At 63.8% G+C, this 22052-nt stretch carries 17 protein-coding genes; 15 read left to right on the top strand and 2 right to left on the bottom strand.

Annotation, left to right across the window (positions count from 1 at the left end; translation table 11 throughout):
- Positions 1-40: 40 nt before the first annotated feature.
- The 11 genes from JG746_RS01865 (at position 41) to JG746_RS01915 (ending at position 14404) form a co-directional block, all read left to right on the top strand.
- Positions 41-2026 carry a CocE/NonD family hydrolase gene (locus tag JG746_RS01865; protein ID WP_202356638.1) on the top strand — a complete coding sequence of 662 codons (1986 nt, stop codon included), beginning with the start codon at positions 41-43 and terminating at the stop codon, positions 2024-2026.
- Positions 2027-2180: 154 nt separating this feature from the next.
- Complete coding sequence (locus JG746_RS01870) at positions 2181-3767, top strand: ABC transporter substrate-binding protein (protein WP_202356639.1); 1587 nt, start codon at positions 2181-2183, stop codon at positions 3765-3767.
- Positions 3768-3783: 16 nt separating this feature from the next.
- Positions 3784-4743, top strand: coding sequence for an ABC transporter permease (locus JG746_RS01875; protein ID WP_202356640.1), 960 nt, complete (start codon positions 3784-3786; stop codon positions 4741-4743).
- A gap of 10 nt (positions 4744-4753) precedes the next feature.
- Positions 4754-5578: an ABC transporter permease gene (locus JG746_RS01880; protein WP_140777838.1), complete on the top strand. Its 825-nt coding sequence runs from the start codon at positions 4754-4756 to the stop codon at positions 5576-5578.
- Positions 5578-7233: an ABC transporter ATP-binding protein gene (locus JG746_RS01885; RefSeq protein ID WP_202356641.1), complete on the top strand. Its 1656-nt coding sequence runs from the start codon at positions 5578-5580 to the stop codon at positions 7231-7233. The genes JG746_RS01880 and JG746_RS01885 overlap by 1 nt, the downstream gene beginning before the upstream one ends.
- Positions 7234-7338: 105 nt before the next feature.
- Complete coding sequence (locus JG746_RS01890) at positions 7339-8928, top strand: ABC transporter substrate-binding protein (protein ID WP_202356642.1); 1590 nt, start codon at positions 7339-7341, stop codon at positions 8926-8928.
- Between the two features lie 115 nt (positions 8929-9043).
- Complete coding sequence (locus tag JG746_RS01895; RefSeq protein ID WP_202356643.1) at positions 9044-9883, top strand: alkaline phosphatase family protein; 840 nt, start codon at positions 9044-9046, stop codon at positions 9881-9883.
- 399 nt (positions 9884-10282) lie between these two features.
- Positions 10283-10849, top strand: a complete 567-nt coding sequence (locus JG746_RS01900) for a sigma-70 family RNA polymerase sigma factor (protein ID WP_027040618.1) — start codon at positions 10283-10285, stop codon at positions 10847-10849.
- Complete coding sequence (locus JG746_RS01905; RefSeq protein ID WP_202356644.1) at positions 10846-11514, top strand: anti-sigma factor; 669 nt, start codon at positions 10846-10848, stop codon at positions 11512-11514. The genes JG746_RS01900 and JG746_RS01905 overlap by 4 nt, the downstream gene beginning before the upstream one ends.
- Positions 11504-12946 (top strand): S8 family serine peptidase, encoded by a 1443-nt coding sequence (locus JG746_RS01910; RefSeq protein WP_202356645.1) that lies wholly within the window; start codon positions 11504-11506, stop codon positions 12944-12946. The genes JG746_RS01905 and JG746_RS01910 overlap by 11 nt, the downstream gene beginning before the upstream one ends.
- A gap of 213 nt (positions 12947-13159) precedes the next feature.
- On the top strand, positions 13160-14404 hold the full coding sequence (locus JG746_RS01915; protein ID WP_202356646.1) for a flavin-containing monooxygenase: 1245 nt from the start codon (positions 13160-13162) through the stop codon (positions 14402-14404).
- 89 nt (positions 14405-14493) lie between these two features.
- Here the strand turns inward: JG746_RS01915 and JG746_RS01920 are convergent, their stop codons facing one another.
- Complete coding sequence (locus tag JG746_RS01920) at positions 14494-15147, bottom strand: hypothetical protein (protein WP_202356647.1); 654 nt, start codon at positions 15145-15147, stop codon at positions 14494-14496.
- A 140-nt stretch (positions 15148-15287) separates the two neighbouring features.
- Complete coding sequence (locus JG746_RS01925) at positions 15288-16310, bottom strand: substrate-binding domain-containing protein (RefSeq protein WP_202356648.1); 1023 nt, start codon at positions 16308-16310, stop codon at positions 15288-15290.
- 363 nt (positions 16311-16673) lie between these two features.
- Between JG746_RS01925 and JG746_RS01930 the strand changes: the two genes are divergently transcribed.
- The 4 genes from JG746_RS01930 to bglA all read left to right on the top strand — a co-directional run bounded on the left by JG746_RS01930 (position 16674) and on the right by bglA (position 22047).
- Complete coding sequence (locus JG746_RS01930; protein ID WP_202356649.1) at positions 16674-18029, top strand: ABC transporter substrate-binding protein; 1356 nt, start codon at positions 16674-16676, stop codon at positions 18027-18029.
- 179 nt (positions 18030-18208) lie between these two features.
- The gene (locus tag JG746_RS01935) at positions 18209-19222 is read left to right on the top strand and encodes a carbohydrate ABC transporter permease (RefSeq protein WP_202356650.1); all 1014 of its coding nucleotides are present in this window, start codon (positions 18209-18211) and stop codon (positions 19220-19222) included.
- A 1-nt stretch (position 19223) separates the two neighbouring features.
- Entirely contained in the window at positions 19224-20378 is a 1155-nt protein-coding gene (locus tag JG746_RS01940; RefSeq protein ID WP_202356651.1) for a carbohydrate ABC transporter permease, read from the top strand.
- A gap of 4 nt (positions 20379-20382) precedes the next feature.
- Positions 20383-22047 (top strand): beta-galactosidase BglA, encoded by a 1665-nt coding sequence (gene bglA, locus JG746_RS01945; RefSeq protein ID WP_202356652.1) that lies wholly within the window; start codon positions 20383-20385, stop codon positions 22045-22047.
- Positions 22048-22052: the final 5 nt, after the last annotated feature.

The raw sequence follows: 22052 nt of genomic DNA on the forward strand, positions 1-22052 counted from the left end.
CGGTTGAAAGTTGGCTCGCCGCGGGGCGTTATGCGCACCCATGAAAACCATCACCGAATTTCCCCGCAAGGTCGTCGAATTCCCCGATATGGGCATCGTCATGCCGGATGGCTGCCGGCTGTCGGCGCGGGTGTGGATGCCGGCGGATGCCGGCGATGATCCGGTGCCAGTCATCCTCGAGCACCTGCCCTACCGCAAGCGCGACGGCACCATTTTTCGCGACCAGCTGACGCATCCCTATTTCGCCGGCCACGGCTACGCATCGATCCGCGTCGACATGCGCGGCAATGGCGATTCCGAAGGGCTGATGGACGACGAATATTCCGAGCAGGAATTGCAGGATGCCTGCGACGTCATTGCCTGGGCGGCGGCTCAGCCCTGGTGCAACGGCAATGTCGGCATGATGGGCATTTCCTGGGGCGGCTTCAACTGTCTGCAGGTGGCGGCCAAGCAGCCGCCGGCGCTGAAGGCAGTGATCAGCCTGTGTTCGACCGTCGACCGCTATGCCGACGACATCCACTACAAGGGCGGCTGCCTGCTGATCGAGAATTTCGGCTGGGCGTCGACGATGCTCTCCTATTCGTCGCGGCCGCCGGACCCGCTGATCGCCGGCGACAACAGATGGCGCGATCTGTGGCTGACGCGGCTGGAGAACCAGCCTTTCCTTTTGCCGCTGTGGCTCAGCCACCAGCACCGCGACGCCTATTGGAAGCGCGGTTCGATCTGCGAGGATTTTTCGGCCGTCAAGGCGGCTGTTCTGTCGATCGGCGGCTGGCATGACGGGTACCGCAACACGATCTCCAACCTCGTCAGCAACATCGAGGCGCCGGTCAAAGGCATTGTCGGGCCCTGGATCCACAAATACCCGCATTATGCCGGGCCTCAGCCGGCCATCGGCTTCCTGCAGGAGGCGCTGCGCTGGTGGGACCGCTGGCTGAAGGACGCCGAGACCGGCGTCGAGGACGATCCCGCCTACCGCGCCTATGTGATGGACAGCGTGCGCCCGGCGCGTTGGCATCCAGAGCGGCCCGGCCGCTGGGTGGCGGAGAAAGAATGGCCGTCGCCCGCGATCAAGGCCCAGACGATCGAACTGCTGGCCAAGGGGAGCAAGCCGGCCATCGTCGCCTCGCCACAGACCTGCGGCCTCGCCGGCGGCGAGTATTTTCCGTTCACCTTCGGCCCGGAATTGCCTGGTGATCAGCGCCCCGACGATGCGCTGTCGGTGTGTTTCGACCAGCCGGAACTGACCGAGGCCATCGACATTGTCGGCGCGCCGGAAGTCGAGGTCACGCTCGCCTCCGACCGCCCGCAGGCCAACATCGCGGTCAGGCTCTGCGACGTGCATCCCGACGGCGCCTCGGAGCTGATCTCCTATGGCGTGCTCAATTTGACGCACCGCGATTCGCATGAATTCCCTCAGGCCCTGGTGCCGGGCGAGACGGTCTCGGCGCGCGTCGTGCTCGATCAATGCGCCTATCGCGTGCCGGCCGGCCACCGCCTACGCATTGCCGTGTCGAACGCCTACTGGCCTGCCATCTGGCCCTCGCCGGAGCCGGTGCAGCTGACCTTGTCGGCGGCGAGACTGGCTCTGCCGTTGCGGCCGCTTGCGACAGGCAACGAAGCGACGTTCGCCGAGCCGGAAGGCGCTGCGCCCTGGGCGACCGAAACGATCCGTGCCGCCAATTCCGAGCGCCATGTCGATCGCGACGAAAAGACCGGAATCGTCACGCTTTCCATAGCGGACGATTTCGGCGCGGTGCGCGATCTCGACCATGGCCTCGTCAATGGCAGCATCGCCCGCGAGACCTGGACGATCCATCCTGACAATCCATCGTCAGCCTCGGGGAAAACGCACTGGACGCAGACACTGTCGCGAAATGGATGGTCTGTGCGAACCGAGACATGGGCCGAGATGCGGTCGGACGCACAAAACTTCATCGTCAGCGCCAGAATCGAGGCCTATGAGGGTGAGAAAATCGTCTTCGAGCGCGATTTCGAGGAGAAAATTCCACGCGCGCTTGTTTGAGCGCCGACCCCTTTGGTCCAAATGCGACGTACGATTTACGCCACGGCATGTCGCATTCGGTCTTGCTTACGGCATTGGCTTACCCTCATTATTCAGGGAGAATTAACAAAGAAAATCGACCGCAGAGTCGAACCACCAGAGTGAGGAACTGAAAATGTCGAATGAACTCGAATTCCTTAGCCGGCATGTTGCAGCGGGCAAGCTGAGCCGTCGCGATTTTCTCGGCCGGGCGGCAGCGCTCGGCATCGCGGCACCCTTCGCCAACTCCCTGCTTTCAAGCGCAGCGCGTGCGGCAGGCCCGGTCAAGGGTGGCACGCTGAAAGCCGGCCTGGTCGGCGGCGAATCCACCAACAGTCTCGATCCCGCCCTGTTCATGACGCAGGTGCCGTTCGCCTTCGGCAAGTGCTGGGGTGAAATGATCGTCGAGCTTTCGCCCGAGGGCAAGCTCGAGAACCGCATCGCCGAAGACATCGGCTCATCCAAGGACGCCAAGGTCTGGACGCTGAAGATCCGCGACGGCGTCGAGTTCCACAACGGCAAGACCGTGACCGCCGAGGACGTTGCCGCCACGCTCGAACGCCATTCCGACGAGAAGTCGAAATCAGGCGCTCTCGGCTACATGAAGGGCATCGAGACCATCAAGGCCAGCGGTAAGGAAGTGGTGCTGACGCTGAAGGAGGCCAATGCCGACCTTCCCTATTTGCTCAGCGACTATCACCTGATCGTTCAGCCCAATGGCGGCAAGGACAAGGCCGATGCCGGCATTTCGGCCGGCCCTTATGTGGTCAAGACCAACGAGCCCGGCGTGCGTCATGGCGGCGAGCGCTTCGCCAACTACTGGCAAGGCGACAAGATGGGCCATGCCGACCAGATCGAGATCGTCGTCATCAACGATGCGACGGCACGCACCGCCGCCCTGCAGGGCGGCCAGGTCAACATGATCAACCGCGTCGAGCCGAAGATCGTCGACCTGATCAAGCGCGTGCCGGGTGTGACCATCCGCAACCATGCGGGACCGGGCCACTATGTTTTCATCATGCATTGCAATACGGCGCCGTTCGACAACAACGACCTGCGCATGGCGCTGAAGCTCGCGATCGACCGCGAGGAGATGCTGACCAAGGTGCTGCGCGGCTACGGCTCGCTCGGCAACGACTTCCCGATCAACGCGTCCTATCCGCTGTTCACCGAGATCGAGCAGCGCAAGTACGATCCCGACAAGGCCAAGTTCCACTACAAGAAGTCAGGCCATGACGGCACCGTGCTGCTGCGGACCTCGGACGTCGCCTTCCCGGGCGCAGTCGATGCCTCGCAGCTCTTCCAGCAGAGCGCCGCCAAGGCCGGCATCAAGATCGAGCTCAAGCGCGAGCCCGGCGACGGTTACTGGAACGAGGTCTGGAACAAGCAGCCCTTCTGCGCTTCCTACTGGGGCGGACGCTCGACGCAGGACCAGATGTACTCGACGGCCTATCTGTCGACCGCGGACTGGAACGACACGCGCTTCAAGCGCCCGGACTTCGACAAGATGGTGCTGGCGGCGCGCGCCGAGCTCGACGATGCCAAGCGCAAGCAGATGTACCACGACATGGCGGTGCTGGTGCGCGACGAAGGCGGCCTGATCCTGCCGATGTTCAACCAGTTCATCGACGCCACCGGCGCCAAGGTCGATGGCTGGGTGGACGATCCGCACCAGGAACTGATGAACGGTTACGCCCTGGCGAAGTGCTGGCTGCAGGCCTGAGTCCGGCTTTGCGGAGATGTCCTCACCCATCCTGAAGCTAATTGCCCAGCGCATCGCGCTGGGCATCCTCCTTTTGCTGGCCATTTCGGTCCTGATCTTCGCCGGCACGCAAATCCTGCCCGGCGACGTCGCGCAAGCCATTCTGGGACAATCGGCGACGCCGGAGTCGCTCGCCAATCTGCGCGAGCAACTCGGGCTGAACGACCCGGCTTATGTCAGATATTTCCACTGGCTGGGCGGCGTGCTGACCGGCGACCTCGGCACGGCCATGTCGAGCGGCCAGGACATCGCCACCTCGATCAAGGGCCGGCTGTGGAACACGCTGTTCCTCGCCTTCTGGGCGGCGGTCGTGGCCGTGCCGCTGGCGATCATCCTCGGCCTGATTGCGGTGCGCTATCGCAACGGCTGGGTCGACAAGCTGATCTCCGGGCTGGCGCTTGCCTCGACCTCCTTTCCGGAATTCTTCATCGGCTACCTCCTGGTCTATTTCTTCGCGGTGAAATGGCAGATATTCCCCGCCATCTCGACCGTCTATGATGGCATGCCTTTGGGCGAGCGGATGCAGGCCATCGCGCTGCCGGCAACGGCGCTGACGCTGGTGGTGCTCGCCCACATGATGCGCATGACCCGCGCGGCAATCCTCAACGTCATGCAGTCGGCCTATGTCGAGACGGCGGAGCTCAAAGGGCTTTCGGCCTTCGCGGTCATCCGCAAGCACGCCTTCCCGAACGCCATCGCGCCGATCATCAACGTCGTCATGCTCAACCTCGCCTATCTCATCGTCGGCGTCGTCGTGGTCGAGGTGATCTTCGTCTATCCCGGCATGGGACAGTATCTGGTCGATCACGTCACCAAGCGCGACGTGCCGGTGGTGCAGGCGGTCGGCCTGATCTTCGCCGCCGTCTACATCAGCCTGAACATCATCGCGGACATTGCGGCGATCGTCGCCAATCCGCGTCTCAGACATCCAAAGTGAGGGGGCGGGCATGCTCGATATAAAACGCATCCCCATCCCCGCGCTGATCGGACTGGTGCTGACGGCGCTGTTCGTGCTGGCGGCGATCTTGGCACCGTGGATCTCGCCGCACGACAATGCCGAGATCGTCGGCGACGTCTGGGAACCGATGTCGGCGGCGCATTGGCTGGGCACCGACAATCTCGGCCGCGATCTCTTGTCTCGCATGATCTACGGCGCGCGCATTACCTTGTTCATCGCCGTGCTGGCCACGGCGCTGTCCTTCTCGCTCGGCGCCATACTTGGTTTCTCGGCGGCGGTGTTCGGCGGCTGGTTCGACACCATCCTGTCGCGCCTTGTCGATCTCCTGATGTCGATCCCGACACTGATCATGGGCCTGGTCGTGCTTTCCGTGCTGCCGACAAACCTGGTGACGCTGATCCTGGTCATGGGCATTCTCGACTCGACCCGTGTCTATCGCCTGTCACGTGCGGTCGCCGTCGACATCAACGTCATGGATTACGTCGAGGCCGCCAAGCTGCGCGGCGAAGGCAGCGCCTGGATCATCTTCCGCGAGATCCTGCCCAATGCGCTGTCGCCGCTGGTTTCGGAACTCGGCCTGCGCTTCATCTATGCGGTGCTGTTCCTGTCGACGCTGTCCTTCCTCGGCCTTGGCGTGCAGCCACCGGACGCCGACTGGGGCGGCATGGTCAAGGAGAACAAGGACGGCATCGTCTTCGGCATCGCCGCGGCACTCATTCCTGCGGCAGCGATCGCGGCGCTCGCCATCTCGGTCAACCTTGTCGCCGACTGGATCCTCAACCGCACGACAAGCCTGAAGGGAGGACGCGGGTGATGGCCGACAGCAAAGCGAAGCCCGGCGTGCTGCTCGATATCCGAAATCTGCGCATCGAGGCCACGGTCTACCCGCCCGGCGAGGCGCCGAAGAACATCGTGTTGGTGCACGATGTCTCGCTGACGCTGGAAAAAGGCAAGGTGCTTGGGCTGATCGGCGAATCCGGTGCCGGCAAGTCGACCATCGGCCTGTCCTCGATGGGCTATGGCCGCGGCGGCGTGCGCATCACCGGCGGTGAGGTGATCCTCAACGGCCGCGACATCCTGAAGGGCGGCAAGGAAGGTTTCCGCAAGCTGCGCGGCCGCGAGGTCTGCTACGTCGCGCAATCGGCGGCGGCTGCCTTCAACCCGGCGCACCGGCTGATGGACCAGGTGGTGGAAGCCACGCTGCTGCATGGCACAGCGACACGCGCCGAAGCCGAAAAGCGCGCCGTCGCGCTGTTCAAGAAACTCAGCCTGCCGAACCCGGAAACCATCGGCGAACGCTTTCCGCACCAGGTTTCTGGCGGCCAGTTGCAGCGCGTGATGACGGCGATGGCGCTGTGCTCGGAGCCGGACCTGATCGTCTTCGACGAGCCGACGACGGCGCTCGACGTGACGACGCAGATCGACGTTCTGGCGGCGATCAAGGACGCCATCCGAGACACCCATGTAGCGGCGCTCTACATCACCCACGACCTTGCCGTCGTCGCCCAGGTCTCGGACGAGATCATGGTGCTCCGCCACGGCCGTCTGGTCGAATGGGGCGGCACGAGGCAGATCATCAAGGAGCCGCGCCAGGAATACACCAACGCGCTGGTATCGGTGCATGAGATCGAGCACTCCGAGCAGAAGCCCGGCGTCACGCCGTTCCTGTCGGTGAAGAATGTCACCGCCGCCTATGGCGGCGGCCAGGTCAAGGTGCTGAAGAACGTCTCGGTCGACATCTACCCCGGCCAGACGCTGGCCGTGGTGGGCGAATCCGGCTCCGGCAAGTCGACGCTGGCGCGCGCCATCACCGGCCTTTTGCCGCCCGAGCAAGGCACCGTCACCTTCGATGGGCGCCCGCTTGCCAACCGGCTTGCCGACCGGCCAAAGGAGGATCTGCGCCAGTTGCAGATGATCTACCAGATGGCCGACGTGGCGATGAACCCGCGCCAGACCGTCGGCACCATCATCGGCCGGCCGCTGGAATTCTATTTCGGCATGCGCGGCAGGGAGCGTGACAAGCGCGTCGCCGAACTGCTCGACGAGATCGAAATGGGCAAAGGCTTTGTCGACCGCTATCCGGCCGAGCTTTCAGGCGGCCAGAAGCAGCGCGTCTGCATTGCCCGCTCGCTCGCCGCCAAGCCGAAGCTGATCATCTGCGATGAGGTGACCTCGGCGCTCGACCCGCTGGTGGCCAACGGCATCCTCAAGCTGCTGCTGCATCTGCAGGAGCATGAAAAGGTCGCCTATCTCTTCATCACCCACGACCTGGCGACGGTGAAGTCGATCGCCGATTCGATCGCGGTGATGTATCGCGGCGAAGTGGTCCGCTACGGCTCGAAGAGCAAGGTTCTGACACCGCCCTTCGACGCCTATACCGACCTTCTCCTGTCGTCGGTTCCGGAGATGGAAATCGGCTGGCTGGAAAAGGCGATCAAGGGGCGGCGCATGGCCAGCGCGGGGAACTAGCGATCCGCTGGTCGGGGCTGTCGTCATCCAGATGCAACACGAAAGCGCCACACGTCCTTGCGGACGGGCGCTGCCCGTGACGTTGTTTTCAACAAGGGGTAGGACATGAAGACGGAACTCGACCATCTCGCTGAGCTCGCCGGCCAAGGCCGGATATCGCGCCGCGACTTCCTTGGCCGCACGGCGGCGCTGGGTGTGTCGGCAGCGCTGGCAACGACGCTGGCCGGGAAAGCCTTCGCACAGACGCCGGTCAAGGGCGGCATCCTCAAGGCCGGCCTGCAGGGCGGCGAGTCGACCAACAGCCTCGACCCCGCGCTGAACCTCAGCCAGGTCACCTTCAGCTTCGGCAAGCAGTGGGGCGAATATCTCGTTCGGCTGATGCCCGACAACAGCCTGACCAATATGATCGCGCAGGAGATCGGCGCCTCCAAGGATGCCAAGACCTGGACGATCAAGGTGCGCGACGGGATCGAATTCCACAATGGCAAGACCGTTGCCGCCGAAGACATCGCCGCCACCATCGAGCGCCATGCCGACGAAAAGTCCAAATCCGGCGCGCTCGGCATCCTCAAGAACATCAAGGGCGTCAAGGCAAGCGGCAAGGAAGTCATCGTCACGCTCGGCGATGCCGACGCCGACTTCCCCTATCTGATGGCCGACTATCACCTCGTCATCCAGCCCAATGGCGGCAAGGACAACCCCAATGCCGGCATCAGCGCCGGTCCCTACAAGGTCACCGTCAACCAGCCGGGCGTGCGCCATGGCGGCGAGCGCTTCGCCAATTACTGGCAGGGCGACAAAATGGGCCATGCCGACCAGATCGAGATCGTCGTCATCAATGACGCCACCGCGCGGCTGGCCGCGCTGCAGGGCGGCCAGGTGCACATGATCAACCGCGTCGAGCCCAAGGTCGTCGACCTGGTCAAGCGCATCCCGGGCGTCAGCATCGAGAACGTGTCGGGCAAGGGCTATTACCCGTTCAACATGTTCTGCGACACCGCGCCCTTCGACAACAACGACCTGCGCATGGCGCTGAAACTCGCCATGGACCGCGAGGAGATGCTGACGAAGATCCTGCGCGGCTATGGCTCGGTCGGCAACGACTTCCCTATCAACGAAGCCTACCCGCTGTTTTCGGCCGACATCGAACAGCGCAAGTTCGACCCGGAGAAGGCGGCCGCTCTCTACAAGAAGTCGGGCCACAGCGGCCCGATCCTGCTGCGCACTTCCGACGTCGCCTTCCCCGGCGCCGTCGACGCCGCCCAGCTCTATCAGCAGTCCTGCGCCAAGGCCGGCATCAAGATCGAGATCAAGCGCGAGCCCGGCGACGGCTACTGGTCGGAAGTCTGGAACAAGCAGCCCTTCTCGCTCTCCTACTGGGGCGGTCGCGCGACGCAGGACCAGATGTATTCCACCGGCTACGTCTCGACCGCCGACTGGAACGACACGCGCTTCAAGCGGCCGGAGTTCGACAAGATGCTGCTTGCTGCGCGCGGCGAGCTCGACCAGGCCAAGCGCAAGGCGATCTACCACGACATGGCGGTGCTGATGCGCGACGAAGGCGGCCTGATCGTGCCGTTCTTCAACCAGTTCATCGATGCCGCCGCCACCAACAAGATCAGCGGCTTTGCCAAGAGCCCTATCGGCGAGATGATGGATGGCTACGCGCTGGCCGAGTGCTGGCTCAACGCTTAGCCGGATCCTGCCTGCCTGATACGCGTGCCCCGTCTGATTTACATGTAAGAACGCCGTGTGCCCGAAACGGCACCCGGCGTTCCCGTTTCAACTGCCAGACCTTATGGAGCAGCCCATGGCGCTCAAATCCAAGCTTCTGCTGATCATCCTCGACGGCGTTCCCTATCGCAACTGGCGCCGGCTGATGGGCAATCTCGAAGGCTGGGTGCAGTCGGGGGAGGCGCGGGTCTGGAAAATGCGCTCGGTGCTGCCGTCGACCTCGGCCTGCTGCTATGCCTCGATCCACACCGGCGTGTCACCGCAGGTGCATGGCATCCTTTCCAACGAGAATCGGTTCCGCGTCACGCAGCCCGACATCTTCTCCGAAGTCAGCAAGGCCGGCGGCAAGACCGGCGCCGTGACCCACTCCTACTGGTCGGAATTCTTCCGCTCTTACCCGTTCGATCTGGTCGAGGACATGGAGTATGACGAGCCCGGCGGGCCGATCACGCATGGCCGCTTCCACACCATGACGGGCTACAACGCGCGCAACCAGATGACGCCGAGCGACGTCGACCTGTTCGCGACGCTGACCATGCTGACGAAGCGCCACCGCATCGACTACGGCATTCTGCACACCTGCACGCTGGATTCGATGGGCCACCGCTTCGGCCACGACTGCCACGAGATGGACCATGCCGTCTACGCGATGGACGGCATGCTGGCAGCCTTCCTGCCGGGCTGGATCGAAGCCGGCTACGAGGTCATGGTCACCGCCGACCACGGCCAGACCGATCGCGGCCACCATGGCGGCCACGACGACGAGATGCAGGATTTCGCGCTGTATTATTTCGGCCCCGCGAAAGGGCCCGAAGCCGACACGCTGCTCGACCAACTGCAGCTGGCGCCGACGGTGCTGAGCCGGCTCGGCGTGCCGGTGCCGGCGACGATGAAGGCGAAGTCTTTCTTGGGGTGAGATGCGGTTCGCGCAGCGAACGAAAAGCCAATTGCTTGGCTTTTTGAGCTTCGAACGGTGAAGACCCGGTCCGCCTTCGGGCGGATCAAAAGGTCCAGTGGACCTTTTTAAGGGGCTGAACGCCCGAAGGGCTGGGAGCCTGCGAAGGGCCGGGTGAACGCGACGCCGGCGCCGCCCCTCATCCGCCTGCCGGCGTTCGTCGGACGAAAAGCCAAGCAGTTGGCTTTTCGTCCGCCGCGCGGACCACTCCTCAACTCCCCGTATAGTGACGGGGAGAAGGGAGATACTCTGGCAACGCTTCCTTTCTTCGGTTAGCCTCCGCAAATTCCTTGGCGGAGGATGAACCTTTTTGGACCGATCAGCGACAGAACGGACAGGAGCCAGGCGGCTCGACCGGCCATGACGGCAGCGACGGAGACCGATCGCGCGCTTGTCGACCGGGTCGCGAAGGGCGACCGTGCCGCCGTGCGGCTCCTGTTCATGCGTCACCACGCGCGGGTCTACCGCTTCGTGGCGCGCCAGACGGGATCGGAAATGATGGCTGACGATATCGCGAACGAGGTGTTCCTCGAACTGTGGCGCCAGGCGCCGGGCTTCGAGGGGCGCTCCGAAGTCTCGACATGGCTGCTCGGCATCGCCCGGTTCAAGGCACTGTCGCTGCTGCGCAAGAAGAAGGAAGACTGGATCGACGACGAGGCGGCGGCCGCGGTACCCGATGGCGCCGACACGCCAGAGGTCGTCACCATGAAAGAGGACAAGGCCGCCGCCTTGCGCCGCTTCATCGACGCCTTGCCGGAAGAACACCGCACGGTGATCGACCTTGCCTATTATCACGGACAGTCTGTGACAGAGATCGGCGAGGTGCTTGGCATTCCGGTCGCGACCGTCAAGACCCGGATGTTCTACGCCCGCAAGAAACTCGGCGAGGCCCTCAAGGCCGCCGGTTACGACAGGGGGTGGCCATGAGCGCCGCTGAAAAGATGTCGCGCCGCGACGAAATGGAAACGCTGCTGCCGTTCTACCTGAACGGCTCGCTGGAAGGCTCCGACCTCGAAGCGGTCGAGGAATGGCTGGCGACAGATCCGGCGGCGCTCGCCGCCCTTGGCGAGGCCGAGGCCGAATTCTCCGGCACATCGGCCGCCAATGAAGCCATCCGCCCGCCCGCCGATGCGCTCAGCCGCTTCGCCAGGGCGCTCGATGCCGAGGCCGGCCCCGCACGCAAGCCTGCCGGCTCGTCCTGGCTGGCGCAGGCCTGGGGCCGCTTCATGGCGGTGCCGGTCGGCGTCGCCTGGGCGGCGGCCGCTGTCCTGCTGGCGCTGATTGCGGTGCAGTCGCTGGTGCAGCCTGGCGGCAAGGGCAAGGATTTCGAAATTGCCGGCGCTGAAGACGATCTGGCGAAAATGCCGTTCGCCCTGGTCAAGTTCAAGCCGGATGCGAAGATGTCGGACATTTCGGCATTCCTCGGCAACAACGGGATGAAGGTCATTGGCGGACCGACGGCCGACGGCGTGTTCCGGCTCGGCATTCCCGCCGCCAATACCGCCGACTACGCCAAGCAGCTCAGCCTTATTGCCGCCCAGCCGTTCGCCGACACTGTGATCGAGGGAAGGAAACCGGTTGATGGCGGCTGAGGCGGCCCTTCGATTTGCGGCGCTCCTGGCGGCGGCGATGACAATCGCCGCCATGCCCGCGTCGGCACAGACCACCGCCGCCGACAGCGACCAGACGAAGATCGACTGCACCAACGGGGCCAATGCTACGGCAGCCGACTGCGCCAAGGACGGCAGCGGCGCCAACGCCGGCGGTGCGGGTCCTGCCCAGGCCGGCGCCGTCTTCCTCCCCGCCCTGATCGTCGACCTGTTTCCCAATCCGGCCGAGCCTCCGGCAGCGGTGCCCACGCCGCGACCAGAACCGGCGACACCGCCCGCCAACAACCAGCCCGGCCCGCCGGCCAACGGGCCGATCGTCTCGCCGACCGATCTCATCGCCGTCCAACCGCCGCGCGCCGTGGCCGGCGAGTTCGTGCCCGACGAGGTGCTGGTGACGGTCGACGGCGATGCCGGTGCCGTTCAGCAGATCGCTGCTTCCTTCGGCCTCGAAGTGCGCTCGCAGCGCCAGTCGCGCCTGCTTGGCACGACTTTGGTGCGCTTCGGCATTCCCGACGGCCGCCCGGTCGGCGTCGTGCTGGCGCAGCTCGCCGCCGACGGCCGCACGCAGCGGCGCGAGCCCAACCACATCTATTCGCTGCAGCAGGCCGCCGGCATCGTCAACTACGCCTTCGACCGCATCGCGCTCGATGCCAAGCAGGCCAGCGGCGAGAATGTCAGGGTTGCGGTCATCGATACCGGCATAGACGACGCCAATCCGGCGCTGGCCGGCGTCATCGCCGCGCAGTTCGACGCCATGCCCGACGTGCCGGTCGAGAAGCGCGATCATGGCACGTCGATCGACGGGCTGATCGCCGGCGTCGGCGCGTTGGAAGGCATGGCGCCGGGCGCCAGGATCTATCACGCCCGCGCCTTCGAAGGCGGCAAGTCGACCATGGACGTCATCCTGTCGGCGCTCGACTGGGCGGCGGAACAGAATGTCAGCATCATCAATATGAGCTTCGTCGGGCCGAAGAACGACCTGCTCGGCGCCGCCTGCCGCAATGCCCGCGCGCTCGGCATGGTGCTGGTCGCCGCCGCCGGCAACAACGGGCCGAAGGCGCCCTATGGCTACCCGGCCGCCTTCGACGGCGTCATCGCGGTGACCGCGACCGACGCCAAGGACGCCCTGATGCCGCAAGCCAATCGCGGCGCCTATGTCTTCATTTCCGCGCCGGGGGTCGAGATGGTGGCGCCAAGCGGCGCCGGCTCCGATGTCGTCACCGGCACCTCGTTCGCCGCGGCGATCGTCAGCGGCGCCATCGCCAATCTCATCCATGCGTCGCCCGAGCGTACCGCCGACGACATCGAGAAAGCGCTGGCGGCCACGGCCAAGGATCTCGGCCCCAAGGGGCGGGACAACGACTTCGGCTACGGGCTGCTGGACATCAAGGCCGCCGAGGTGGCGAAGGAGTAGGTCCAAGGCCCTTTGCCGGATTTGACCGTGGCGTGAGCCGACGGAGATGTTATCTTCTCTCCTGCGGGAGGGGCCTATGCGGATGGCGTTGCTACGTTCAGGCGGCATTGACCGCTGTCTCTGTGGTGGGCCGCTCGCGAAGACGCCACGGTCAGCGCGCAAGGCGCCCGCCTCGAAACGCCACAATGACGCTGACGTCGAGGCCAGTGGCAAATGACGAGCGGCGCCAATGTCCTTGATGCGGTGGTGGTGGGGGCCGGCTGGGCCGGTCTGGGCGTGAGCTATTCGTTGGCACGACGGGGCCTGCGCCATAGTGTGCTGGAACGGGGTCGCATCGGAGAGACCTGGCTCACACAACGGTGGGATTCTTTCCGGATGAACACTCCGAACGTGCAGACCGTCATGCCGGGCGACCGTTATGAAGGTTCAGATCCATCCGGCGCCTTGACACGCAACCAGTTCGTTGCCCTCCTTGAGGACTTCGCCAAGCGCAATGGGCTACCGGTCGAACCAGAGACGGTGGTGACCGAACTGGCCAGCGGGCACGAGAAGGGCGAATATCGGCTCACCACCTCGCGCGGCACATTTTTGGCACGGAACGTGGTGATCGCAAGCGGTCACTTGAATTGTCCGGTACGCCCGGTTTGGGCGGCTTCGTTGACGCCCCGCCTATGCCAGATCGACGCTTCTGATTACCGCAACGCCGCCGGTCTCGCCGATGGAGCGGTGCTGGTTGTCGGAAGCGGCCAGTCGGGTTGTCAGATCGCGGAGGACTTGGCAGAAGCAGGACGAACTGTCTTCCTTTCCACCGGCCGGGTCGGGCGGCTGGTACGACGCTATCGCGGTCGCGACATCATGATCTGGCTCGTCGAAAGCGGGTTTCTCGATGTGCGTCGAGAGGAGATCATCCAACTTGCGAAACGCATTCCGCCTCGGGGTGTGCTCGGGGCACAACAAACGATAAGCCTGCAAGCGCTCAGCGCCAAGGGTATTGTGCTACTGGGGCGCCTCACAGGTGTCGAAGATGGCGGTCGTCTCTCGTTCGCCGACGATCTCGAAGCACATGTTCGCTTTGCGGATGAAGCCTCCGCCAACGTCAAACGCCATATCGATGAGTATATCAGCCGTTCCGGAATCGATGCCCCTGCTGCGGAACCCGATCCGGCCGAGACTGTCCAGGCTTCTCTGCCTGACCCAACCATCGGTTCACTCGACATTGCGGGGGCCGGCATCACGACCGTGGTGTGGTGTACCGGTTTTCGCGGCGACTTCAGTTGGATGCGTCTTCCCGGAGTGCTCGACCCGGCAGGACAGCCCCTCCACGAGGATGGCGTGGCGTCCCGGCCAGGCATCTACTTCGCCGGGTTGGATTTCGCTTCCACACGCAAGTCAGGCACAATATTGGCGGTCGCCGAAGAGGCACATCGCCTTGTCGAGCATATGGTCGAGCGTTCGTGACAATCTGGAAACAGCCGCACGGATTGGGTTTGTTACGGCTGTTGTCGAAAAGCCAGCGCGCCGCCCCCGATCTCGGCATGGTCGAGCGATCAGCTCGCCGGCAGTTGCCGGGTTCGGCCGATTTGCAGAACCAACGCGGATGCAAGACAGAGCCCGACGACAGCCAGCCCGATCACAACAAGCCATCGCATCAACACTGCCTGCTCATCATGGCCGATGACGCGGTAGAGACCATTGATCTCGACCATTTCCGCGTCGGACAGCCGCTTCTTGGGCAGTGTTCGGTCGGTGTAGAAATATTTGGTCACCGCGTTGAATTCGAGTTCGCTTCCGTTGAACATCTCGGTGGGGTTCAGGTCTGATGTGACATGGCCCTCATAGGTCAGTTCCTGCGTGGTGCGAATGTCGACATTGTTGAAGTCAGGCTCTGTGGCGCCCGGATGAAACCAGCCTGGCGAAAACACCGTGAATGACCCGGAGCGGTGAAGATGGGTAACCGGCTGGTTGACGATTTCGACCACTTTCTGTTCTGCCCGCGCGGCTTCCGCCTTTGCCATTCCTATCCCAGGCAGAGTCCAGAAGATTGCACCGGCACCCGTCAGCAAAAGGCCCGTCAGGCCGAGCAGCAACACGATATGGCCAACAGGGCGCGCCGGTTTCGCGGCATGGTGAACCGGCGTGGCCGGGGCGCGGCTCTCGCGCCCGCGCCGTCCGAAAACCGCGCTGGGCTGATCGATGTTCATCGGCCCATGTTGGGGCGGGCGGGCTAAAGCGTCGTTAATAGGCCTTCTTCATCGCTTCAAAACCGAGGTCACTTTTAAGTGACATGCATTGGGAGTCCGCTTCGGGCGAACCCGGTCGTTCATCTTGATTGGACCATGGCCTACGCCGGCGCGCCGGCGACCGAGCCTCGCACCACCAGGTCGACCGGCCAAACCTCGCCTCGCGCCCCTTCTTCCAGTCCCGAAATCCGCGCCGCCAGCCGCTCGGCGACGCGGGCGCCGGCAAGGCGGATGGATGAGCGCGTCGTCGACAGCGGCACGGAAAAATTTTCCGGCTTCAGCCAGGGGAAGACGTCGTCATGGGCAATCAGCGAGACATCGCTGGGAATGGTGAGGCCGAGGTCGCGCACCGCGCGCACGACGCCCAGCGCCATGATCAGGCTGGAGCAGGCGATCGCCGTCGGCGCGTCGCCCCCCTCGAGCAGACGCCTGGTGGCGCGGTAGCCGTTCTCTTCGGTCATGACCACGGAGCAGACATGGCGTTCGCCCAAGGTCAGCCCACTCGCCGCGAGCGCCCGGCGCACGCCACGCTCGCGATGGATGGCGAAGGTCTCGCGGTCATCGCCATTGATCAGCGCCAGCCGCCGGTGGCCGAGCTGGACCAGCAGCCGCGCCGCTTCGTGGAAGGCGCCCTCATTGTCGATGTCGAGATAGGGATAGTCGAAGTCGAAGCCTTCGCTGCGGCCATGGACGAGGAAGGGAATGCCGAGCGTGCTTACCAGCGCCACCCGGCTGTCCTGCGGCCGCGGCGAGGAGATATAGACGGCATCGACCTGCCGGTTGGCGACGATGCGCCGATAGGTCGTCTCCTGGTCGTCGGCATCGGCCGGCGACAGCACGAGATCAAGCTCGTGCGAGCGGGCATAGTCGCCCAGACCCGACAGGAACTCGACAAAATGCGGATCGATGTCGACGGCCGCGCCTGTCGGCAGGACATAGCCGATCATGCCGGACTTGCCGGTCGCCAGCCGCCGCGCGCTCGGATTGGGGCGATAGCCATGGCGCTTGGCGGCGTCCATGACTCGCCTGCGCGTCTCCTCGTTGACCTCCGGGTAGCCGTTCAATGCCCGGCTTACCGTGGTCTGCGAAAGCGCCAGCATATGCGCGAGCTGCTTGAGGTTCACAACGGTCTCCATTCCCTCAAAGCGCTTTTAAATTGAATCGACCCAAGCGCCACAAGGGCACGACATCATCGCGATGACCATAGTCGGGGTTAATGCCGGTTTGAAACAAGAAATTGCTGTTGCGCTGCCAAAAAAGCATGCTGCGCTGCACTTTTCGGCGCCAAAATTCGCAAAATTAAATCGATTAGCTACCGGACCCCCTTGACTTTCGGATGATTCAATGGCGTGATCCGAAAAGCCAAAGCGCTTTGGAAGACTCTTCGAAAGGTTGCGGTTCCCTTGCGACTGAGTCACAGTCCTGCGGCGTCGGCGGGCGGAATGGAGGTTCCGTCCGGTGTGTGTGACCCACTGGGAGGAATACCGATGAAGAAAATGCTTATGCTGGGTGTTGCGTTTGGTGCGCTCGCCCTGAATACGCCCGCGCATGCCGAACTGAAGTTCAAGCCGGGTGAGGATTCGCGCTTTCACTGGGCGAATTTTGACGACCTCAAGAAAGTCGACCTCAAGGGCGAGACGCTGACCATCTTCGGGCCGTGGCGCGGCGAGGATGAGACGCTTGTCCGTTCGGTGCTCGACTATTTCTCCGAGGCGACCGGGGCGGAGGTGAAATACTCCTCGTCCGAAAACTACGAGCAGCAGATCGTCATCGACACCCAGGCCGGCAGCCCGCCAAACATCGCCGTCCTGCCGCAGCCGGGCCTGATCCAGGACCTCGCTTCCAAAGGCGTGCTGACCCCGCTGGGCGACGACGTCGCCGCCTGGATCAAGGAGAACTACGCCGCCGGCGACTCCTGGGCCAAGCTCGGCACCTATACGGGCAAGGACGGCAAGTCGGCTTTCTATGCCTTTCCCTACAAGATCGACGTGAAGGGACTGGTCTGGTACTCGCCCGACAATTTCCAGGAAGCCGGCTACAAGGTGCCGAAGACCCAGGAAGAACTGGCCGAGCTCGAAAAGAAGATCATCGCCGATGGCGCCAAGCCCTGGTGCATCGGGCTTGGTTCCGGCGGCGCGACCGGATGGCCGGCGACCGACTGGGTCGAGGACATCATGCTCCGGACGCAGCCGCCTGAAGTCTACGACAAGTGGGTCAAGAACGAGATCCCGTTCACCGATCCGGCAGTGGTCAACGCCATCGACATCTTCGGCAAGATCGCCACGGACGACAAGATGGTGGATGGCGGCGCCAAGGCAGTGGCGGCGACCGATTTCCGCGACAGCCCGAAAGGCCTCTTCACCGTGCCGCCGAAGTGCTACATGCACCATCAGGCATCGTTCATACCGTCGTTCTTCCCGGAGGGCGTAAAGCTCGGCCAGGACGCGGACTTCTTCCCCTACCCGCCCTACGCCTCCAAGCCGGAACTCGGCACGCCGCTGGAAGTCGCCGGAACGCTGGTGATGATCACCAAGGATTCCAAGGCCTCGCGCGAGTTCATCAAGTTCCTCGAGATGCCGCTCGCGCATGAATTGTGGATGGCGCAGAAGAGCTTCGTCACCCCCTTCAAGGGCGCCAACAAGGATGCCTATGGCAGCGATGCGCTGAAGAAACAGGGCGAGATCCTGGTTGGAGCGACGACGGTGCGTTTCGACGGTTCCGACCTGATGCCCGGCAAGGTGGGCGCCGGCTCATTCTGGACCGGCATGATCGATCTGGTCGGCGGCAAGTCCGCCCAGGACGTGGCCGCCGACATCCAGAAGAGCTGGGACGCCATCAAGTAGGTCGCAACGGACAAGCTAGAACCTTACTGATCCTCCTGCAGGATCCGGGCTACGGCCCGGGTCCGACCGGCGGCATACGCCGCAAGCCTTCGCGTTTCGATTGTTCCGAATGACTCACAAAGTCGGTGCATCCGACCACCGGCATTTGCCCGGCTGGTCATGCGCAGGGAGAGGGACCCATGGCGGCTCAGATTTTCTCGGCCATTTTCGTCATCATCATCGGCGTCGGCGGCTGTGTCGCCTACTTCTGGGGCGCCAACAAACTGTTGGACCTGACCTTCCCTTCGCGCGGGGTCACCGGCACGGCTGCAGTCAACAATCTGCGCCGGCAGGGCCTGGTGCGGCCATGGCTGTTCGTCGGCCCGGCGATGATCATTCTCACCATCTACCTGATCTACCCGGTGGTCGCGACCCTGTGGCTCTCCTTCCTCGACCGCGGCGGCACCAGTTTCGTCGGGCTCGCCAATTACGAGTGGGCCTTGCGCGACCCGGATCTCCGACGCTCGATCCTGAACAATCTGCTGTGGCTGGCGGTGGTGCCGGCGGCCTGCACGTTCCTCGGCCTGATCATCGCCGTGCTCACCGACAAGATCTGGTGGGGCACTATCGCCAAGAGCCTGATCTTCCTGCCGCTGGCCATCTCCTTTGTCGGCGCCAGCGTGATCTGGAAGTTCATTTATGAGTATCGCGGCGAGGGCCAGGTGCAGATCGGCCTGCTCAACGCCATCATCCAGCATTTCGGCGGCCAGCCGCAGGTGTGGATCTCGCTGCCGTTCTGGAACAATTTCTTCCTGATGATCATCCTGATCTGGATCCAGACCGGCTTTGCCATGGTCATCCTGTCTTCCGCGCTGCGCGGCATTCCGGAAGAAACGCTGGAAGCCGCCGTCATCGACGGCGCCAACCCGTTCCAGATCTTCTGGAAGATCATGGTGCCGCAGATCTGGGGCACCATCGCCGTCGTCTGGACCACGATCACCATCCTGGTGCTCAAGGTGTTCGATATCGTGCTGACCATGACCAACGGCCAGTGGAACAGCCAGGTTCTGGCCAATCTGATGTTCGACTGGATGTTCCGCGGTGGCGGCGATTTCGGCCGTGGCGCGACGATCGCCATCATCATCATGATCGCGGTCATCCCGATCATGGTCTGGAACATCCGCCAGGCGAACAAAGAGACGGGAGGACACTGAGATGGCCGTCGCGACCGGAAAATCCTTCGTCAGCCGTTTCGGCGTCCACATAGCGGTGCTGGTCTTTGTTGCCATCTGGACCATTCCGACACTCGGCATCCTGGTCTCGTCGCTGCGCGACAAGGACCAGATCGTCGCCTCGGGCTGGTGGAATTCGTTCGCCAGCTCCAGCCAGACCGAGGCCGGGCGGCTGCCGCCCGCCACGGCGCAGACCCAGAAGGACGGCAAGTACGTCCTCGAGGGCAATATTTTCGGCGACGGTGCCCACCGCAACATCAGCGCCTTCGGCGTCAAGGCGGCGGCACCGACGCAATATCCCGCCGGCACATCGGCCGACCTCGGTGACGGCGTCACCCTGCAGGTCAATGCCGACGGCAGCTTCGTCATGACCTCGCCCAAGGCGTTCGAGGGCGACCGCGGGCAGCGCCTCTACTATGCCTCGTCGGCGCCACCGAAATTCACCACCGACAACTACCAGACCGTGCTGTTCTCGGAAGGCATCGGCCGCTCGTTCATGAATTCGCTGACCGTCACCATCCCGGCGACCGTCATCCCGATCCTGATCGCCGCCTTTGCCGCCTATGCGCTGGCCTGGATGCGGTTTCCCGGCCGGGCGCTGCTGATCGCGGTCATCATCGGCCTGCTGGTGGTGCCGCTGCAGATGTCGCTGATCCCGCTTTTGAAACTCTACAATGGCGTCGGCACTTTCTTCGGCGTGCCGTCGAAGACCTATCTCGGCATCTGGCTGGCGCATACCGGCTTCGGCCTGCCTTTCGCCATCTATCTGCTGAGGAGCTACATCGCCGGCCTGCCGCGCGAGATCATGGAATCGGCACGCATCGACGGCGCCAGCGACTTCGAGATCTTCGTCAAGATCGTGCTGCCGCTGTCCTTCCCGGTGCTGGCCTCCTTCGCCATCTTCCAATTCCTGTGGGTATGGAACGATCTGTTGGTGGCGATGGTTTTCCTTGGTACGGCGCCCGACCAGATCGTGTTGACGGCCAAGCTCAACGCGCTGCTCGGCTCTCGCGGCGGCAACTGGGAGATCCTGACGACATCGGCCTTCATCACCATCATCGTGCCGCTGATCGTCTTCTTCTCGCTGCAGCGCTATTTCGTCCGCGGGCTGCTCGCCGGCTCGGTGAAAGGAGGCTGAGACCATGCAATCCGCTTTGAAAGCCAGTTCGAACCCCGACCTCGCCATCGATCGCGACTGGTGGCGCGGTGCTGTGATCTATCAGATCTACCCGCGCAGCTATCAGGATTCGAACGGCGACGGCATCGGCGACCTCAAGGGCATCATCGGACGGCTGCCCTACATCGCCGCACTCGGCGCGGACGCCATCTGGATTTCGCCCTTCTTCAAGTCGCCGATGAAGGATTTCGGCTACGACGTCTCGGACTATTGCGACGTCGACCCGATGTTCGGCACGCTCGCCGATTTCGACGCGCTGACGGCGGAGGCGCACCGGCTGGGTCTCAAGGTGATGATCGACGAAGTGCTGTCGCACACGGCCGACATCCATCCCTGGTTCAAGGAAAGCCGGTCGAGCCGTAGCAATGCCAAGGCCGACTGGTATGTCTGGGCGGACGCCAGGCCCGACGGCACGCCGCCCAACAACTGGCTGTCAATCTTCGGCGGATCGGCCTGGCAGTGGGACACCAGCCGCCAGCAATATTACCTGCACAATTTCCTGGCCGAGCAGCCCGATCTCAACTTCCACAATCGCGAGGTGCAGGACGCGCTGCTCGACGTCACCCGCTTCTGGCTGGAACGCGGCGTCGACGGCTTCCGGCTCGACACGATCAATTTCTACTTCCACAGCCAGGGCCTGGAAAACAATCCGCCGCTGCCGCCGGAAGAGCGCAACGACCAGACCGCGCCGGCGGTCAATCCATACAACTACCAGGATCATCTCTACGACAAGAGCCGCCCGGAAAACCTCGGCTTCCTGGAGCGCTTCCGCGCCCTGCTCGACGAATATCCGGCGACCGCCGCTGTCGGCGAGGTCGGCGATTCGCAGCGCGGGCTGGAAGTCGTGGCCGCCTACACAGCCGGCGGCAAGCGCGTGCATATGTGCTATTCCTTCGACTTCCTGGCGCCGGAAAAGATCAGCGCCGCCAAGGTCCGCTCGGTGCTGGAAGCCTTTGGCAGGGTCGCCAGCGACGGCTGGTCGTGCTGGGCGTTCTCCAACCATGACGTGATGCGCCCGGCCTCGCGCTGGGCCGCCGGCGAAGCCGACCCTGTCGCCTATCTCAAGGTCATCTCGGCCTTGCTGATGTCGCTGCGCGGCTCGGTCTGCATCTACCAGGGCGAAGAACTCGGGCTCGGCGAGGCCGAGTTGCGCTTCGAGGACCTGCAGGATCCCTATGGCATCCGCTTCTGGCCGGAGTTCAAGGGCCGCGACGGCTGCCGCACGCCCATGGTGTGGGACGGCGGCGCCAAGAATGGCGGCTTCTCACAGGCCAAGCCCTGGCTGCCGGTGCCGGCCAAGCATCTGGCGCAGGCGGTCAATGTCCAGCAGGGCGACCAGGGTTCGCTGCTCGAGCACTACCGGCGCTTCCTGACCTTCCGCCGCGCCCATCCGGCGCTGGCCAAGGGCGACATCACCTTCATCGAGAGCGAGGGCGACACCGTCGCTTTCACGCGCCGCGCCGGCAACGATGAGATCGTCTGCGTCTTCAACCTCGGCGCCGGGCCGGCCAAGGTTGACCTTGGCAGCCGATCCCTGCAACCTTTGCCGGGGCACGGTTTTTCCGGGCAGGCGAACCCCGGTTCGATCGAGCTTGGCGGCTACGGTGCCTGGTTCGGGCGCATAGACTGAAATCC

Origin of the sequence: Mesorhizobium sp. 113-3-3, from assembly GCF_016756495.1 — a bacterium.
Taxonomy (GTDB): Bacteria; Pseudomonadota; Alphaproteobacteria; order Rhizobiales; family Rhizobiaceae; genus Mesorhizobium.

Excerpts from the sequence above, each read along its gene's own strand:
- JG746_RS01865 (WP_202356638.1), top strand. The coding sequence starts at position 41 with ATGAAAACCATCACCGAATTTCCCCGCAAGGTCGTCGAATTCCCCGAT.
- JG746_RS01870 (WP_202356639.1), top strand. The coding sequence starts at position 2,181 with ATGTCGAATGAACTCGAATTCCTTAGCCGGCATGTTGCAGCGGGCAAG.
- JG746_RS01875 (WP_202356640.1), top strand. The coding sequence starts at position 3,784 with ATGTCCTCACCCATCCTGAAGCTAATTGCCCAGCGCATCGCGCTGGGC.
- JG746_RS01880 (WP_140777838.1), top strand. The coding sequence starts at position 4,754 with ATGCTCGATATAAAACGCATCCCCATCCCCGCGCTGATCGGACTGGTG.
- JG746_RS01885 (WP_202356641.1), top strand. The coding sequence starts at position 5,578 with ATGGCCGACAGCAAAGCGAAGCCCGGCGTGCTGCTCGATATCCGAAAT.
- JG746_RS01890 (WP_202356642.1), top strand. The coding sequence starts at position 7,339 with ATGAAGACGGAACTCGACCATCTCGCTGAGCTCGCCGGCCAAGGCCGG.
- JG746_RS01895 (WP_202356643.1), top strand. The coding sequence starts at position 9,044 with ATGGCGCTCAAATCCAAGCTTCTGCTGATCATCCTCGACGGCGTTCCC.
- JG746_RS01900 (WP_027040618.1), top strand. The coding sequence starts at position 10,283 with ATGACGGCAGCGACGGAGACCGATCGCGCGCTTGTCGACCGGGTCGCG.
- JG746_RS01905 (WP_202356644.1), top strand. The coding sequence starts at position 10,846 with ATGAGCGCCGCTGAAAAGATGTCGCGCCGCGACGAAATGGAAACGCTG.
- JG746_RS01910 (WP_202356645.1), top strand. The coding sequence starts at position 11,504 with ATGGCGGCTGAGGCGGCCCTTCGATTTGCGGCGCTCCTGGCGGCGGCG.
- JG746_RS01915 (WP_202356646.1), top strand. The coding sequence starts at position 13,160 with ATGACGAGCGGCGCCAATGTCCTTGATGCGGTGGTGGTGGGGGCCGGC.
- JG746_RS01920 (WP_202356647.1), bottom strand. The coding sequence starts at position 15,147 with ATGAACATCGATCAGCCCAGCGCGGTTTTCGGACGGCGCGGGCGCGAG.
- JG746_RS01930 (WP_202356649.1), top strand. The coding sequence starts at position 16,674 with ATGAAGAAAATGCTTATGCTGGGTGTTGCGTTTGGTGCGCTCGCCCTG.
- JG746_RS01935 (WP_202356650.1), top strand. The coding sequence starts at position 18,209 with ATGGCGGCTCAGATTTTCTCGGCCATTTTCGTCATCATCATCGGCGTC.
- JG746_RS01940 (WP_202356651.1), top strand. The coding sequence starts at position 19,224 with ATGGCCGTCGCGACCGGAAAATCCTTCGTCAGCCGTTTCGGCGTCCAC.
- bglA (WP_202356652.1), top strand. The coding sequence starts at position 20,383 with ATGCAATCCGCTTTGAAAGCCAGTTCGAACCCCGACCTCGCCATCGAT.